The following is a 15,953-nucleotide window of genomic DNA, read 5'->3' as shown; positions in this document are numbered from 1 at the left end:
GGTTTGATCTTGAATCGAATACTCACTGCCATTATTTTGTCGCTCTTCATTGTGACCGGTTACATTACTTATCTGGTGCATGAGCGGCAAAGTGAGCTGCAAAAATTAACCCGTTATACTGATTCGTGGTCCGTTTCCCAGATAGTCTCCGAGTACATGCGCCTCGAGGCGCGACTCAGCGCGATGGGGCTGGGGGTGAAGGGAAGCGACCACGATGAGGTGCGCCTGCGTCTGGAAATTATGATGAGCCAGATTGCGCTGCTGCAGCAGGGTGATTTGGGAAAGTTTATCGGCAAAGATCCTCACCGTAAGGCGATAGTTAACAGCCTGATTGATCTTCTGGACCGGCTGGATAAGCAGCTGGACACCATGACGACAGCGCAGCTGAAGCTGATGCTGCAGGAGATGAGTACCCTGGACGGGCCGTTGACCTCGCTCGCGTCCACCTCGCTCGCCCAGGATTTTAATCTGGTTAATCTGACCCACGATAAAATACAAAATCTCTATTACATCTATTCGGCGATTTCCATTCTGCTGATTGTTCTCTGTATCACGCTCGGGCTGTTGATGCTGAAGCAGAATAACACCCTGCGTCGCGCCCACGTGCGGATGAAATTACTGGCGACCGACCTGCAGGCCTCAAAAGAAAAGCTTCAGGTGCAGAACCGCCGTCTGCAGTACGATGCCTACCATGATTCGCTCACCGGGATGCCCAACCGTCTCTCTTTCTGGCAACGTCTGCAGGAGGTCGTCAATCAGGTGCGGCCCTATAACGGCTCGGCGGTCGTGATGCTGTTTGACCTGGATAATTTCAAGGACGTCAACGATACCCAGGGTCATGATGCCGGGGATAAGCTGCTGCAGGATTTGGCCAGCCGTCTCTCCTTTTTTCGCAAAACGTCAGAAACGCTCTACCGGCTGGGAGGGGACGAGTTTGCCCTGGTTTCCCATGATTTAACCGAAGAGATGGCGCTGGAACGGGCTAAGGTGATCCGGGAAAAGATCAGCCAGCCGTATCAGATTTACGACTCGCTGATCCAGATTGGCGCCTGTATCGGGATTGTCATCTCTGACGGGGAAAGCCGTACCGACTATTTATACAAATGCGCCGACCTGGCGCTGTATGAAGCGAAAAAAGAGGGTTCCGGCAACGTTCAGGTATTCCGTCCCGGACTGCTTCAGCGCCAGCAGGAGAATAAATCCTTTGAAGATGACCTGATGCAGGCGCTGAACAAAGGTGAGTTCAGGGTTTACTACCAGCCGATAGCCGACACCATGAACGGTGAAATCTACGGCTACGAAGCGCTGGTGCGTTGGTTTCATCCGCTGCGCGGCAGCGTCCCGCCGACCGAATTTATTCCGGTAGCGGAAAAGATTGGCCTGATTAATCAGCTGGGCGAGTGGGTGCTGCGAACCGCCTGCGAAGCGGCCGCCAGCTGGTCGTCGCCGCTCAAAGTGTCGGTTAACGTGTCGCCGGTTCAGTTAATGAACAGTTCACTGACCGATACCGTGGTAACCATCTTAAGAACAACCGGGCTGGATCCGTATCGGCTGGATTTGGAAATTACCGAGTCTGACGTCTTTAACGAAAATACCCGTTCTCTCGAGATCCTGAGCCAGCTGCGCGAGCTCGGGGTGCAGATCTCCATTGATGATTTTGGCACCGGCTATTCTTCGCTATCGCGGCTAAGCTATTTCCCGTTCGATAAGATAAAAATCGACCGCTCTTTTGTGATTAACATTCCCGATCAGAAAGATGACCTCGATATCGTGCGGCTGATTATCAGCATGGGTAAAAGTCTGCATATGCGCATCGTGGCCGAAGGTGTCGAAACAGAAGAGCAGCTGCAGTCCTTACGCAAATTAGGCTGTGACCTGGTCCAGGGGTATTTAATCGGTAAACCGGGACCGCTAAGTTCACCTGAAAATAAGTAATTTGCCTTTTAATATGGGCGGTTTTAGTTTATCTAAAATCGCCCATATTTATTTTTGAATAGATCTAATCCCTAATGAGTACAATAAGGGGTAGGAAAACGTATCGGTAAAAAATAATACCCGCAATGATTAAAAGGGGTATATCATATGCAACATATTTTCCCATTTTCGACCGTATATGTGGTGCGTTAAGAGAGGCGAAATCATGCAGCGAATCATTATTCCTACCCACTATGTGCATACCCGGAGCACGCCGCTGTGGACGAAGCGGACGGCGCCGGCCTCAATCTGGAAGCGGCATCTGGATGCCGGTACCCGGCAGGGCGTCTATCCGCGCCTGTCGGTGATGCGAGGGGCGATACGCTATCTCGGATATGCCGATGAAACCAGCGCGGAACCGGTTGAAACCCTGACCATTGCCGAAGGTGAATTTGGCGTTTTTCCGCCCGAAAAGTGGCACCGCATCGAGGCGTTAACCGAGGATACCGTTTTTAACGTCGATTTTTACGTTGACCCTGACATTCTGATTGAGGGATAGGTAATATGATGAACAGTGAAAATAAAGGCTATTCGTTAGCGGCGATCAACGGGAATAATAAAGATAAAAAAGAAAAAGTGTATCTTAAGCCGATGGCCCTGTATGTCCCTGATATCGCCACCCAGGCCGTGGCTGAGCTTATTTCCACGCTGTCGGTGGAAAACGCCGGAGGAAAGGGGTTTATATTGACGGTGACCAACAATAATAACGGCGTCTCGGTCGATAGCGAGTTTGCTTCTCTGGCTGAGCTGCAGGATCCGCAGACGGCGGCCGATGCGGTAAAAGATCTGATTAATATTGTCCGCGGCTACGAGTCCGACGAAGAGACTAACGTCTGCGGCTGGTAGTCATTTGCCAACGCAGAATCGTCAGCTGTCGTCTATCGTCAGCTGACGCTGGACGGCTCTCGGTGGCCTGCGTCAGCCGTATCCCGCGGTATTTAGCGGCGCGTAATATGTTTAACATTGTATTTGTTGGTATTCTGGTAAATATCGGATAAATCAACAATGGTATTGTTATGGGCATAGCTGATCGACTGCACCCGTAGCAGCAGGCTGTTTTGTGGAACCTGTAAGAGCTCTGCTTGCTCCCGGGTGGCCAGAACCGGGGTATAGCTGCGGTGGCTCTCCAGGATGGTGATATTGCACTCTTTCTTGAAATAGTTAAATTTCGATCTTTCCAGATTTCCAACGCTTAGCCAGGGAAAAATCGCCACCGGTATATAGCTGTTCTCAATCAGAATAGGCGCGTCGTCAATCATCCGAATGCGTCTGACGTAATAGACCTTCTCTCCCGGCTCAATTTTTAACTGTTGTGCGATAGCCAAAGGCGCATCGATCATCGTGAACTCAATGACCTTATTGCGATAGTTGGTGACGCCGCCGATGTGCATCTGGTAGTTGAAGCCGTCAAGTTCCCCGCCGCGATAATTGCTCTTACGCGCCACGTATGAACCGCTGCCGTGGCGTTTGACAATCAGCTTCTCACTTTCCAGCAGCGTGAGCGCCTTACGCAGGGTCATGACGGAGACCTGCAGCTCCCCGGCCAGCGCTTTTTCACTCGGTAGCGCATCTCCCACCTCGAATTCATCGCTATTGATGCGATTTTTTAGCCTGTCTGCGATTGTTTTATATATCACTTATAGATTTCTCGTGGTGTGTTCTGTCAGCGGATTATAATTTTATCTTTTTAATAATTAACGTATTTTTATCATTGCGGGGCGTTGTTTTGTCTCTGTCATCTATTTATCTGCTTTTACTTATATATCTGTTGCCGCAAGAGAGATATGACTTTCATCACAGATGACGATTTCACCGCTCTGAATTATGTCTGCCGGCGCATAGGCTGAAACGCATGTATCGGGCGCTGACGGCCGATGTGCGGGACAGGGGGTGAGGATGATCGGGGTAAAAAAATTACAGGATTTTTCGAAGGCCATGATTGGGCCGGTTTTGTATCTGCCGGTTATTGGTCTGCTGATTGCGTTGTTTAGTATGACAACCAATAAAATCTGGGTCGCAGAAGAGAGCTCGCTTTATCTGCTGGGGAAATACGTTTCCAGCATGCTCTGGGCCATCATGAACAATCTTGGCTTCTTCTTTTGCCTCGGGCTGGCCAGCGGGCTGGCAAAAACCCGAAAAGCGGAAGCGGCTTTTGTTGCCGCAATGACCTGGTTTATGTACCTGGCGGCCAACAATAGCTGGCTTACTCTGACCGGGCGGCTTGTTGAGGGGAGCAGCAACGCGCAGCTTTACGGCAGCGGGCAAACCTTTATTTTTGGCTTCCAGGTCATTGATATGGGCGTGTTTCTTGGCATCATTCTGGGCTGCGCGGTGGCTTTCATTCATAACCGCTTTGTCGACATCGAGTTTCGCGGCGCATTCTCAATTTATGGCAACAGCAAGCTGGTTCTGATCGTAATGATCCCGCTGGTCGGCGTGTTTGCCATCGCCACGGTGTACGTCTGGCCGATTGTTGAACACGGCATATCGGCGCTGACCGGGGTGATGAAAACCTTCGGCGCCGCCGGCGTTTTTCTGTACGGTTTTCTCAATCGTTTTCTTATCCCGACCGGGCTACACCACCTGATTTGGTCGCCCTTTGTCTTTACCTCCATTGGCGGACAGCTGTTGATTGATGGCCAGACGGTGGTGGGGGCAAAACCGATTTTCCTCGCTGAAATTGCCCATAGCGCCGGGCCGTTAAGCGACTCGGCGCGATTTCTCACCTACGGTATGGTGAAAATTTTCGGTACCGCCGGAATGGCCCTGGCCTTTTATACAACCGCCAGGCCGGAAAATAAGCAAAAGTTGAAAATCACGCTGATTCCTTTGATTGTGACTTCATTCCTGGTGGGGATCACCGAACCTTTTGAGTTCTTATTTATCTTTACCGCACCGTTGCTATGGCTGGTTTATTCATTACTGGACGGTTTTTTCCAGATGCTGGCGTGGCTGCTGGATGTGCGGGTCTGCGCCACCAACGGCATTATCGATTTTATTGTTTACAACATTCCGGCGGGAGCGCACCTCACGCGCTGGCCTGTGTTTGTCGCGCTGGGGCTAATGGAAACCGCGACGATGTTTTATATCGGTAAGTTTCTGATTTTACGTTTCAAAATGCGTACGCCGGGCCAGGAGCAGCAGGGGGAGGGGCCTAACCAACCGGCAAGCGTAAGCGCGCCTGACAAGGCTTCCGGCGAGCAGGTCATTCTGGGTCTTGGCGGCAAAGAAAATGTCTGTTCGGTCGAGAACTGTTTTACGCGGCTTCGGGTTGACGTGCGGGACCCCGCATTAATTCAGGAACAGATTCTGAAGACCAGCGGCGGTACCAGCGTCATTATCAAAGGCAATCACGTTCAGGTTATTTATGGTTTAGGGGTTAATAAAATCCGTAATGCCGTGAATCGCTATTTAGATGTACATGAATAATGAGGTGGAAGATGAAAAATAAATTCGTTGTGACCATAGCCGGCGGCGGCAGTACGTATACCCCAGGGATTGTTATGATGCTGCTGGAAAATATGGACAGGTTTCCGTTAAGCGAAATTCGTCTCTATGATAATCATCACGATCGCCAGCGCGTGATTGGCGAAGCCTGTGCGATTCTGGTGGCTGAACATTATCCGCACGTTGCTTTTAGCTTCACCACCGACCCGCAGGAAGCCTTTACGGGCGTCGATTTCGTGATGGCGCATATTCGCGTCGGCCTCTATGAGATGCGCGAGAAAGACGAGAAAATTCCGCTTAAATATGGCGTGATTGGCCAGGAAACCTGCGGCCCGGGCGGTATTGCTTATGGTATGCGCTCTATCGCCGGCGTCCTTGAGCTGGTTGACTACATGGAAACGTATTCGCCGGGCGCGTGGATGCTCAACTATTCCAATCCGGCGGCGATCGTTGCCGAGGCCACGCGTCGACTACGCCCGACAGCCAAAATTATTAATATCTGCGATATGCCGGTGGCTATTGAAGGGTTATTCGCCGATATTCTCGGGCTGAAATCGCGTAAAGAGATGAACGTCCGTTATTTTGGTCTCAACCATTTCGGCTGGTGGACCAGCATTACCGATAAGGCCGGCAACGATTTAATGCCGGCGTTAAAAAACCACGTTGCCGAGCTGGGCTATTGCAGTCCGAAAGAGGATTTTCAGCATAAAGCGCCGAGCTGGATTGAGACCTTCAAAAAGGTGAAGGACGTTTTTGCGCTGGATACCGATACGTTACCCAATACTTATCTGAAGTACTATTTTTATGCCGACTATGAGGTTGCCCATTCAGACCCTGACTTTACTCGCGCCAATGAAGTGATGGCGGGGAGAGAGAAGGAGGTGTTTGATATGGCCAGAGAGATCGTCGCCCGGCAAAGTGCCAAAGAGGCGCATTTCCATGCCGGGGCGCATGCGACCTTTATCGTCGACCTCGCCTGCGCCATCGCCTTTAACACCCAGGAGAGAATGCTGCTGATTGTGGAAAACAACGGCGCTATCGCGAATTTTGACGAGACCGCGATGGTTGAAGTGCCTTGCCTGGTGGGCGTTAATGGCCCCGAGCCGCTGGCGATGGGTAAGATCCCGCTGTTTCAAAAGGGGATGATGGAGCAGCAGGTGGCGGTTGAAAAACTGGTGGTCGATGCCTGGGTTGAAGGAAGCTATCAGAAGCTCTGGCAGGCGATGACCCTGTCCAAAACGGTACCTAGCGCTTCGGTCGCAAAAGCTATCCTTGATGAACTGATCGTCGCCAACCGTGGCTACTGGCCGGAGCTGCGCTGAAGTGTCGCCAATGCCCGATGTTTTCCATCGGGCGTTACCGGTACCGCGATGGCGGAGCGATGCTCCGCCTCGCCCGAAAGCGGCTGAAGAAGCTCCGCCACGTTCTCCCTGCCAACCGGCGCCGAGAGGTAGTTGCCCTGAAAGCGGTCGACTCCCAGCGCCTGCAGTTTGTTGAATTTCTCAAGGCTATCTACGCCTTCGGCAATACAGCGGCTGCCGGTCAGCTGGCAGTAGAAGATAAGGCTTCTGATCAGCGCCAGCGCGTGCGGATCGCGCTGCATATCGTTGACGATGCTCATATCCAGCTTGTAAGCGCTGAATCTCATCGTGCGCACCGGAAACATTACGCTGCTTTGCGAGAAGCAGTCATCAAGCATGATAGGGAAGCCGCGCTTTTGCAGGCGGGCGATATTTTCGGCGATTTTGCCGTGACCGTTGAGGTCGGTATTTTCAGCAAACTCCAGCACCAGCCTCTGCGACCTGTGCGGCTGACGCAGCTGCTGGCGCGCGGTTTCCATCATGCGAAGCAGGTTCTCGTTACCGGCGACGGCGGCGGGAATATTCACGGCGAAATAACACTCGCCGGAATGCTGATTAATATTCTGCACCGCTTCCTGAAGGACAAACGCGGTGAGCACCAGCCAGGCATATTCCGAGCGTATTTGCGGTAAAAAATCGCCGGCAGCCAGCACGCTGCCGTTTCGGTTCCAGCGGGAGAGGATCTCCATTCCCTTTACCTGATGATGTTCATCGGTAATGGGCTGAAATACCGGAAAAATCTGTCGGCTGTGGATCGCATGGACAAGTTCACGCTCGAAAGCGGAAAGGGCGGCGATGCTCTCGCTTTTCTGGTCTCTTATCTGGCTGCCGGGAAAGCGGGCGGCCATTTCAGGGTGGTGTTCCACCATTTTTTTTAATCCTGCGGTTCTTTGATTGTAGAGCGTCTTGTGGCTGATGCCGCGGCGTTGAGCCTGAGCGCTGGCGCGGTAGCCGCAGAGTAAACCGAGGATAGCGTCCAGCTCCGGCCGGGTGATCCCGGCGGGGCGCTTGCCGAGCGCTCGCGTTTCATCCTCTGCCAGCTGCTCAAGAGAGGGGTATTCTTCGAGCACGGCGTCGCGCAGCAGCGCCGCCAGGCAGGGGACCGGCAAATCGGAAGCGGCGGCCCGTACGGCGGTAAGCAAACGCCGGTCTGCGACCTGATGCACCAGGGTGGGCCACAGCCAGCTTGCCGGGCTGCGGCTCAGGAACAGCATGGGCAGCGGCGTGGGGGACCGCGCCAGCAGCGCGGCGGCCCGCTTCAGGGTTGCCAGTAGCCCGGCGGGGCCTTCCGGGAGAAACACCACCACGCGGCGAACGCCGGCAGGCAGGGGCGGCGTCTCCGGGGGCAGCACAACGGGTCGGGCTCCTCCCTTCGCTATTATCCCGCTCAGCCCCTCGGCAGCCAGCGAACAGGGCGACAGGATAGCGACGAGCGGCTGCCCGCCGCCGGGGGGCGGGAGATTATTCGTAAACAAAAGTCACTCCGATAATCGACTGCACGTTACCCGCGGTCACCTGCCCGCTGGTGCGCGCGTAGTTGGCGGTTAATCCGAGGCTGACCGCCGAGGTGCCCACGTTGCCTAACGACACCGTACTGTTGGCGGGTACGACGCTGCCGTTACGCGTCAGCTGAACGCCCACCCCCTGGGCAGGGGACGCTGAGGCGGTATTGGTAAATATCGAGTTGCCCGCGTTCTCCGTGGTGCCGGAGAGGTAATAGCCGAGATTCTGGTTTTGCGCGCAGTAAACCGTCAGCGGAATGGCGGCGGATGCGGGATATTCCGGCAGCGTCACCGTCACATCGCGAGCAGAAACGTCGCAGCCGCCGGTTGGCACCACGACGTTATTGTTGGCGTAAATGTTCCACACGAACTGGAAGTCGTCGTTATCCTTGTTGTTGGTCTGACGCAGGATCAGGACAGCGATCAACGACCCGGCGGAAATGGCGACGCCGCCTGCGCTACTGACGGGCGTCAGATAGAGGACGGTAGGCCAGGGGCTATCAACAATGGAGCTATAGGTCATACGCGCCGTTTCGCTGGTGGTTGGAAACGGGTAGCTGATGCCGTTATACCTGACGGTGCCGGAAAAGCTCGACAGCACCCCGCCGTAGGCCGAGCCGCGCTGCAGCGTTACGTAGTCGATCATGGAATCCGGAAAGTCGTTATGACAGAAAATCTGCGTCGAGAGATCCACCACCAGGTTCTGCCCGACGCTGACCGCCGGCGCGAGGTTCACGTAAACATTCGCCGATCCGCCGCCGATGGGGATTGTCACCCCGGCGGCGGTTTTACAGGCGAACGACCAGGCGTTAAGCGACCAGCCCGCCAGCAGCAGCGTTAACAGCAGGGTGATTATCTTTTTCATTACTCTGTTCTCCTGGCTCAGGCGTAGGTATAGGTGACGTTAATCACCGCCTGAATAGTTCCTTGCGTCGCACCGCCGTTGACCGTCAGCGCTCTGACCTGTAGCGGGAAGCTGGCGGACTGGGTGGCGTCGTCGACCTGTACCTCTTTTCTCGCGCCGGTGTTCAGCGTGGTGCCGCCCTCATCCTGCAGCTCAAGCTGGATGTTGCCGGCGGTACCCTGGTTCTTGTAATAGCCGGTGGCGTCCGCCGTACCGCTGAAGCTGGCGGTGACCCGCGACGTGCCGACCGGGCAGTTGCTCAGGGTGAGCGCCACGCTGTGCCAGGGCGAAGCGGCGCCGGCGGAAACCAGGCTAAAGGTATAGAGATCGCCGAGATCGACGGTGGCGTTAACGGTGGAAACGGTACAGGGTTTGGCCACCACTTTACCGTTAACGGTAATGGTGACGTCGGCGGCCTGTAGCGTCGGGGAGGACGCCGCCAGCATCGCGGCCAGCAGCCATCCGGAATAGGTCGGGTTCATCAGCGCCTCCGGTTACTGAAATTCAAGCGTGAATGTTGCGGTTGCATTAACGTGTCCGGCGGTCACCGGTACCCGGGTGGCCATCAGCCGGGCGTAAAAGTTCAGCGTGTTGGTCTGGCCGGGGGTCAGCGTGGTCCAGGGGATCGCTGACGATGCGGCATTGAGCGGCAGCGCCGTCTGCTGCGCGTCAAGGATCTGCACGCCCATCCCCGCCGCCGCTGAGGCGCCGCCGTCGAGCTGTAGCAGGTCGGTATTGATGCTGTCGGCAACGCCAACAAAGCCGACCTTCACCGCGGTAACCGAGCTGCCGCAGGGCGACAGCACGATACGAAACGGCACCGGCGGCGTGGTTGCCCCAACCGCATGGAACTGCTTCGCGGCGTTATCCATCAGGTCGACGGTAAAATCTTTCGACTCACCCGCCACGGCGCAGGCGTTATCCCGAACGTAGCCGCTGATGGTGATGGTGCTGTCCGCCGCGCCGGCGTTGTTGACCGCCAGCGATACGAGGGCGCTCAGCAGATACAGGGTTTTTCTCATCATGGTCTCCTTAGCGGCACTCGGCGGACAGCGGGATCAGCATCTGGTTCTGTTTTTCCGGCGGCAGGCTGTAGTCAGCCTCGCAGCTGGCGTTCGGACCTTCGCCCCATTTCGCCCGCACTTTGCCCGCCAGCGGCATCCCGCTCAGGTAGACCTGGCCGTTATCGGCGACGATGCTGCTGGCCTGGCTGCCGTCAGAAGTCACCAGCGCGCCGAAGGGAACCGGCTTTCCGTTATAGATGAGCGACATCAGCAGCTTGAGCCCGACGTGGGCCTTAAATTCCGCGCGGACAATGGCGCCGTGGGTCGGCACCACGCTGGCCACCGCATCGTCCAGGTCGACGTTATCGGCCAGGCTGTTGGTGTCCAGCGCCACCCGGTTTTCCCGGTATTCGGTGGCGTAGGGCAGCACGGCGTAGCCGCGCCAGTCGGTCTGAACCCCGGTCTGGTTTTCCACTTTGACGTTGTCTGCGCCGGGGGCTTTGATCAGCACCACCGTGTCGTTCATCGGCTGGCTCAGGGTGACGCCGTCGGCGTGGGCCAGCACGCCGCCGCTCAGGCCGTAGTACAGCTGTTTGATACCGTCGCTGCGGCTGTAGCCGACGTTGGCGTTGCCGTAGCCGCCGCGGTAGTTCAGCGCCGCGTAGCCGGTGCCGCCGCTGTTGCCCTCACCGCCGCCGGCGTAGCCGGTCTGCATGCTGTAGCTCAGGTTGTTGCCCTCCAGCAGCGTGCCGTACAGCCCGGCGAGGCTGGTGGTTCTGCCGTTCAGATCGTTGGACATGCTGTAGCTGGCGCTGGCGTGGCGCCAGGCCGATTTGCTGTCGGAACGCAGCCAGTGGCTGAACGGAATATTGACGTTGACCGCCAGCATCTGGTCGCGCCCCTGCTGCCAGGCGTTTTTGGTCAGGCTGTAGCTGAGCGTCCAGTTGATATCGTCGATGGCGGCGTTGAGTCCTGCCTGAAGCTGCTGATCGGCCTTGCCGGTGCCCCAGTAGGTCTGGTGGCTGCCGCTCAGGTAGAGCGTGGCGGTGCGCCCCAGCTGCTGGGTGACGCTAAGCTGCACTTTGCCGCGCTTGTTGTAAGCGAGGTTGTAGTAGTCGGTGAATTTAGGCTTCACTTCAATCACCCCGTCCTGGGTCTCGACGTTGTAGCCGCTCATCCGGCTGTAGGTGGTATCGGCGAAGCTGAAGTAGCCGCGCGTCGAGTAGCGGTAGCCCACCAGCTGAATATTGGTGCCGGTATCCGTCAGCGACTTGTTATAGAGGAAACGCACCGACTGCCCCTGATGCTCGCTGTCATCGGGCAGGGTGGCGTTGGCCTGGGTGACATCCAGCGACAGCGCGCCCAGGTCACCCATGTTTTTCCCCACGCCGAGGTTAAAGGCGCGGTAGCGGTCCGCCAGCTGGGTGCCGCCGTACAGCGTCCAGCCCGCCGGAAGGCCGTGCAGCAGGGTGCCCTGGAAGAACTTCGGTTTCTCCTGCTGATTGCTGCCGCTGCGGTACTCACCGGCGGTAACGGCATAGCGGGTATGGCCCTCGCGCTGGAGCACCGGAACGGACGAGTAGGGGACGGTGAACACCTGGCTGCTGCCGTCGGCCTCTTTGATGGTCACCTGCAGGTCGCCGCCGTTGCCTGCGGCGTAGAGATCGTTGATGGTAAACGGGCCGGGCGGCACCGTGCTCTGGTAGATCTCATAGCCGTTCTGTTTGACCGATACCTGAGCCGTGCCCCGGGCAATCCCGTGAATGACCGGGGCGAACCCCTTCTGGCTGTCCGGCAGCATATTGTCGTCGGAAGCTAGCTGCGCGCCGCGGAAGTTAATGCCGTCAAAGACGTCGCCGTTGGTGTAGCTATCGCCCAGCGTGAGGCGCGAACGCAGTAGCGTAATATCACGCTCAAGCCACGAGTTGATATGCTGCCATTTGTTTTCATTGGTCGTCGAACTGCCGCTGCTGCTGTAGCTCCATGTGGTGTTGTCGCGCAGGCGCCAGGCGCCGAGGTTCAGCCCGCTCTGCAGGTTCAGGTACGCGTAGTTGCTGCTGCCGCCGACGTCGTTGTGCACGTTGTTGCCGGTGAAGTTGTAGTTCAGTAGCCCGGCGTTAATTCCGTGGTCCCAGAGCTCAGGCGGAATATAGCCGCGGGCGCGGTTGCCCATAAACGCCTGGGGCACGGTCAGATACAGCCGCTGCTGCCCGGCATCAAAGCGGGTGGTGGCGTCCTTGATCATCTCGGTTAGCGGTACGCAGGCATCCGCCGCCAGCACGTCGATTCCGGCAATGGCCGCGGTATTCACGCCCATGCTGGCCAGCTGTCCGCGGGTCAGGCAGGGGGCCAGCCCGTGGCCCTTTTCAGCGGCATTAAAGGTGATATCGCGGGTGGTCATATACCCGTCATTCAGGTAGATATCCGCGCGATAGGTACCCGGCGGCAGCTCCTGGCCCTTTTCAAAACCGGACAGATCCGCCACGGCGGCGGGATCGTCCGCCAGAAAGCGTGGGTTGAAATAGAGCTCCGCCTGCGCGTAAAAAGCCGGTGAGGAAAGTAAAAGGGCAAGAGGGAGCTGCGCGAATACGCGAGCAGATCCTGGAGTCATTCGCCGGGAGCCCAAGTGGTCGAGTCCATATTTCAGATGTGACATAGTCCCTCCGGTCCAAAGTCGCCCGGCCATCGTTATTTTTTTCGTTCAGGGGGAGAGCGCTGCTCCCCGGTCAGTTACTGCATGACGCCTTTCATACGCGGGGTGAGTGCGCCGTAGTCGTTAATCGTCCGGTATGTAATCTCGCGACCTGCATCGGACGGTAAACTGACGCTGGCTTCGCCCATCGGCGGGACCAGCGCATTTTTCAGCACCCGGGTTCCGGCGTTGAGCTCGGTGACCGTCTGGTAATAAGGGGTTGGGTTAATCAGCGTGAGTGAGCTTCCGCTGCGGCGGAACTTCAGCTTTTCCGCGGCCTGATCCGGCGGTAGCGCCAGTTTGGCCGGGCGGTAATAAAGCTTGATACGGCTGATAATCGCCAGCTGTAGCGTGTTTTCGCTGAGCTTTGATTTATCCATCGATGGAATTGCTTTGACGTTCATCCAGAACAGCGTTTCCCGGTCCTGCGGCAGCCGGCCGTTGGTGGCATCGAGGATGCGCAGAGTATTCTCTTTCTTCCCCTGCATGGCGAACAGCGGCGGGGTAATGACAAAGCTCCCGTCTTTCGCGCCATCGGCGTTCTCTACCCATGACTGGATCAGATAGGTGCTGTCGTCGTTATTGGTCACCGCCAGCTGAGCCTGTTTCTGTCCGGCCGGATAAATCACGCGGGTCGCGCCCAGCGCCACGCCGGCCTGCGCCTGAGCGGTAAAACCGGCGGTGGAGAGCAGCAGGAGTCCTGCCAGTAAACCGCGCATCCCGCGCGTGGTAGCCCGTCTATTTTTCATGCTTATCTCTTTCTTTCTCACGGTGAATTCCTGTTACCGGCGCTGATTACTGGTAGGTCAGGGAGAACCAGGCCTGAGCATTTGCCGCTCCTCCGGTGACCTGATTCCCGGTGGAACGATATTTGGCGACAAAATGCAGCGTCGTTGGCCCCGTGTGCAGCTGCGTCCATGCCCCTGCGGGCGCATTGAGCGGGATCTGACTGCCGGTTTTATCAAACAGGGCAACGCCAATGCCGGTCGCGATCCCCGGACCCTCGCCAACCGAGAGGACGTCCGGATTTTTACCATCGGCGACGCCGTGAAACGCCACGCCAACGCGCTGGCTCACGGCGGTACTGCACTCCTGCAGGTGAATATCGAAGGGGACGGGATTGGTGTCCTCCCCGGCCGAATGAAACCGATTGCTGCTGATTTGCCCCATCTTGACCGTCATCTGCCGGTCGCCCGCTTCAACGCGACAGGACTCGGCAATGACTATCCCCTGAAAGCGCATGTTCCCGCCGGGCAGCATGGTGTCCCACTGGTTTCCTGCCAGCGCCAGCGGTGGGAGCAATAAAATCAACAGACCAGACTTCATTCTTTGCATCGTTATCACCCTTACTCTTATTCGGATAACGGGCCGTCCTGGCCCGACGCGCTTCCCTGCCTGATGAAAAAATTACTCGTACTGCACTTTAAAGGTGGCGTCAGCGTTAGCGGTACCGGCAGTGGCTGCGGCAGTCGCGTAGTAGCGAGCCTGGAACGGGATAACGTTAGTGCCATCGTTCAGCGTGGTTTGCGCGCCGAAGGCGGCGCCATCCAGCGCCAGCGGGGTACCGGTACGGTCAAGGATCTGTACGCCGACGTTAGTCGCGCCGCCCGCAGCGGAGTTCTGCAGGGCCAGTACCGTTGGGTTGGCGCTGTCAATCGCCGTGCCGGTAAACGCGACGGAGGCTTTGGTGGCGACGGTGGTATCACAATCATTCAGCTGGATATTGAAGCCGACAGCCGTGCTGGTGTTACCTGCGGTCGCCAGCTTTGCAGAACGAACCTGGCCTAACTGAACGGTCTGGTCGATAGAACCAGCATCGACTGCGCAGGCCGCGTTAACCACTTCCCCTTTAAAATGCACCGTACCGCCGTTCACCGTAACGGTATCGGCCAGAGCCGCAGCAGAACTCAGGGACAGTGCTGAAATAACGATAAGTGCTAATTTGTTCATGATAAAACTCCTGTTTATGAATAATCCTGAAGCTATGCTTCACTTAAAAAAACATTTATTGTTGAAAAATAACTTTTGAAACGTAATCCTGTTTTTACAACCTAATTTATTCATCAGGTTGCGGCGGTGCGTATAAATAGTCTTAAGTTTCACGCCAAACTCTTCTGCGATCTCCTGGTTGCTTTCCCCTCTGCTTAACATGCTTAACATCTGCTTTTCACGCAGGCTTAGCCGGTACTTTGTATGATAATTTCCTGAGGTTTCTTTCTTTAAAAAGAAATTCAGGATGCTTCTGGTATTACTTTTTTTGTCCAGTACGGTTATTTTTTCAAATAGCTCGGACTTATAAAAAGCTAAGTCGCTGGATGCGAAGGCAACAATGTTTTTATTTGAAAAATAAATCCACTCCGAACCCGAAAGGTCGTTAGAGTCCAAATCTATAATCAAAAAGAAATTGTCAATAAACTCTACTCCAAGCAGTTCAATCAGGCCCAGAGTGAAATATTTATCCTTAGATAAAATATTAGTTGATAGATTCATATCTGAACGCGATCTCATCCTTGGGTTGACCTTTAACTCATCGTTAATAAAACCATTCAGCGAATTGAGAGTAATCTAACATCACCCGTCTCAATGAGGCATGCAGCTGAGGCTCTAAAAGATGTAACCACTACAAAGTTATCATTTTGTGGGTGTTTTGTTTGTGATTTTCATTGTAAATGGCGTTAAAGGTTTATAATTTGTTTTTTTATAGGTTTTTGTAAATTAAAAATGATAGGGTTGAGTTATCATTAAGCTCTGAACAATAGGCACACTCTTTGTATTGGAATTTTCTTAGGGAACATTCCTTGATAAACGTCTGACATCTTTATCTTTAGCCAATCAGATTTCTTTTTATCTGCCTGTGTATATCCCTATAGAGGTGTCCGGATTCTCGCTTTTACGCTGTCTTCAGGACGCTAATTCAGGCGGTGAAAATATCATCCCTGGTCATTTCATGTATCAGGTAGTTAATTGCGTGATGGTATTATTTAATCATCATTTATCTCCTCGGTTCTCACAGCTTCAGGACGCGTTCAGCTCATACATCCCGAATGATGTTCTGGTGGTCTATATTGT

Annotated in this window: 15 protein-coding genes; 5 read left to right on the top strand and 10 right to left on the bottom strand. The window is 55.2% G+C overall.

From position 1 onward, the window contains the following. The first annotated feature begins 9 nt into the window (after positions 1 to 9). From ACESQ2_RS18795 to ACESQ2_RS18785, 3 genes are all read left to right on the top strand, one after another. A complete protein-coding gene (locus ACESQ2_RS18795) occupies positions 10 to 1,935 on the top strand; it encodes a bifunctional diguanylate cyclase/phosphodiesterase (protein WP_057173926.1) in 1,926 nt (641 codons plus the stop codon). Positions 1,936 to 2,140: 205 nt separating this feature from the next. Continuing rightward, positions 2,141 to 2,473: a DUF1971 domain-containing protein gene (locus tag ACESQ2_RS18790; RefSeq protein ID WP_004852354.1), complete on the top strand. Its 333-nt coding sequence runs from the start codon at positions 2,141 to 2,143 to the stop codon at positions 2,471 to 2,473. Between the two features lie 8 nt (positions 2,474 to 2,481). Further along, positions 2,482 to 2,820, top strand: coding sequence for a DUF1869 domain-containing protein (locus tag ACESQ2_RS18785; RefSeq protein WP_014229999.1), 339 nt, complete (start codon positions 2,482 to 2,484; stop codon positions 2,818 to 2,820). Between the two features lie 92 nt (positions 2,821 to 2,912). Here the strand turns inward: ACESQ2_RS18785 and ACESQ2_RS18780 are convergent, their stop codons facing one another. Then, positions 2,913 to 3,611, bottom strand: coding sequence for a GntR family transcriptional regulator (locus ACESQ2_RS18780; RefSeq protein ID WP_047723388.1), 699 nt, complete (start codon positions 3,609 to 3,611; stop codon positions 2,913 to 2,915). A 259-nt stretch (positions 3,612 to 3,870) separates the two neighbouring features. Here ACESQ2_RS18780 and ACESQ2_RS18775 point away from each other — a divergent pair, with 259 nt between their 5' ends. Both ACESQ2_RS18775 and ACESQ2_RS18770 read left to right on the top strand, forming a co-directional pair. Continuing rightward, positions 3,871 to 5,403, top strand: coding sequence for a PTS transporter subunit EIIC (locus ACESQ2_RS18775; protein ID WP_224378724.1), 1,533 nt, complete (start codon positions 3,871 to 3,873; stop codon positions 5,401 to 5,403). A gap of 11 nt (positions 5,404 to 5,414) precedes the next feature. Then, positions 5,415 to 6,743 (top strand): 6-phospho-alpha-glucosidase, encoded by a 1,329-nt coding sequence (locus ACESQ2_RS18770; protein ID WP_373171075.1) that lies wholly within the window; start codon positions 5,415 to 5,417, stop codon positions 6,741 to 6,743. Here the strand turns inward: ACESQ2_RS18770 and ACESQ2_RS18765 are convergent. The 9 genes from ACESQ2_RS18765 to ACESQ2_RS18725 all read right to left on the bottom strand — a co-directional run bounded on the left by ACESQ2_RS18765 (position 6,722) and on the right by ACESQ2_RS18725 (position 15,374). Further along, positions 6,722 to 8,257: an EAL domain-containing protein gene (locus ACESQ2_RS18765; protein WP_177950477.1), complete on the bottom strand. Its 1,536-nt coding sequence runs from the start codon at positions 8,255 to 8,257 to the stop codon at positions 6,722 to 6,724. The two genes, ACESQ2_RS18770 and ACESQ2_RS18765, sit on opposite strands and share 22 nt — an antisense overlap. After that, positions 8,244 to 9,149, bottom strand: a complete 906-nt coding sequence (locus ACESQ2_RS18760; RefSeq protein WP_014229995.1) for a fimbrial protein — start codon at positions 9,147 to 9,149, stop codon at positions 8,244 to 8,246. Before ACESQ2_RS18760 ends, ACESQ2_RS18765 begins: the two co-directional genes overlap by 14 nt. A gap of 17 nt (positions 9,150 to 9,166) precedes the next feature. Further along, entirely contained in the window at positions 9,167 to 9,670 is a 504-nt protein-coding gene (locus ACESQ2_RS18755; RefSeq protein ID WP_025106063.1) for a fimbrial protein, read from the bottom strand. Between the two features lie 12 nt (positions 9,671 to 9,682). After that, on the bottom strand, positions 9,683 to 10,210 hold the full coding sequence (locus tag ACESQ2_RS18750) for a fimbrial protein (protein WP_201208317.1): 528 nt from the start codon (positions 10,208 to 10,210) through the stop codon (positions 9,683 to 9,685). A 10-nt stretch (positions 10,211 to 10,220) separates the two neighbouring features. After that, positions 10,221 to 12,848, bottom strand: coding sequence for a fimbrial biogenesis usher protein (locus ACESQ2_RS18745; RefSeq protein WP_345911380.1), 2,628 nt, complete (start codon positions 12,846 to 12,848; stop codon positions 10,221 to 10,223). 74 nt (positions 12,849 to 12,922) lie between these two features. Next, on the bottom strand, positions 12,923 to 13,633 hold the full coding sequence (locus ACESQ2_RS18740) for a fimbria/pilus periplasmic chaperone (RefSeq protein ID WP_014229991.1): 711 nt from the start codon (positions 13,631 to 13,633) through the stop codon (positions 12,923 to 12,925). A gap of 46 nt (positions 13,634 to 13,679) precedes the next feature. Then, the gene (locus ACESQ2_RS18735; protein ID WP_014838896.1) at positions 13,680 to 14,219 is read right to left on the bottom strand and encodes a fimbrial protein; all 540 of its coding nucleotides are present in this window, start codon (positions 14,217 to 14,219) and stop codon (positions 13,680 to 13,682) included. Positions 14,220 to 14,291: 72 nt separating this feature from the next. Then, entirely contained in the window at positions 14,292 to 14,834 is a 543-nt protein-coding gene (gene fimA, locus ACESQ2_RS18730; protein ID WP_014229989.1) for a type 1 fimbrial major subunit FimA, read from the bottom strand. A gap of 39 nt (positions 14,835 to 14,873) precedes the next feature. Then, positions 14,874 to 15,374, bottom strand: a complete 501-nt coding sequence (locus tag ACESQ2_RS18725) for a LuxR C-terminal-related transcriptional regulator (RefSeq protein ID WP_009653324.1) — start codon at positions 15,372 to 15,374, stop codon at positions 14,874 to 14,876. Positions 15,375 to 15,953: the final 579 nt, after the last annotated feature.

The sequence above is a fragment of the Klebsiella sp. Q11 genome (genome assembly GCF_964241505.1).
Lineage (GTDB): Bacteria > Pseudomonadota > Gammaproteobacteria > Enterobacterales > Enterobacteriaceae > Klebsiella > Klebsiella michiganensis.
Note: the sequence above shows the minus strand (reverse complement) of the source record. Positions and strands in the feature narration are given on the sequence as shown.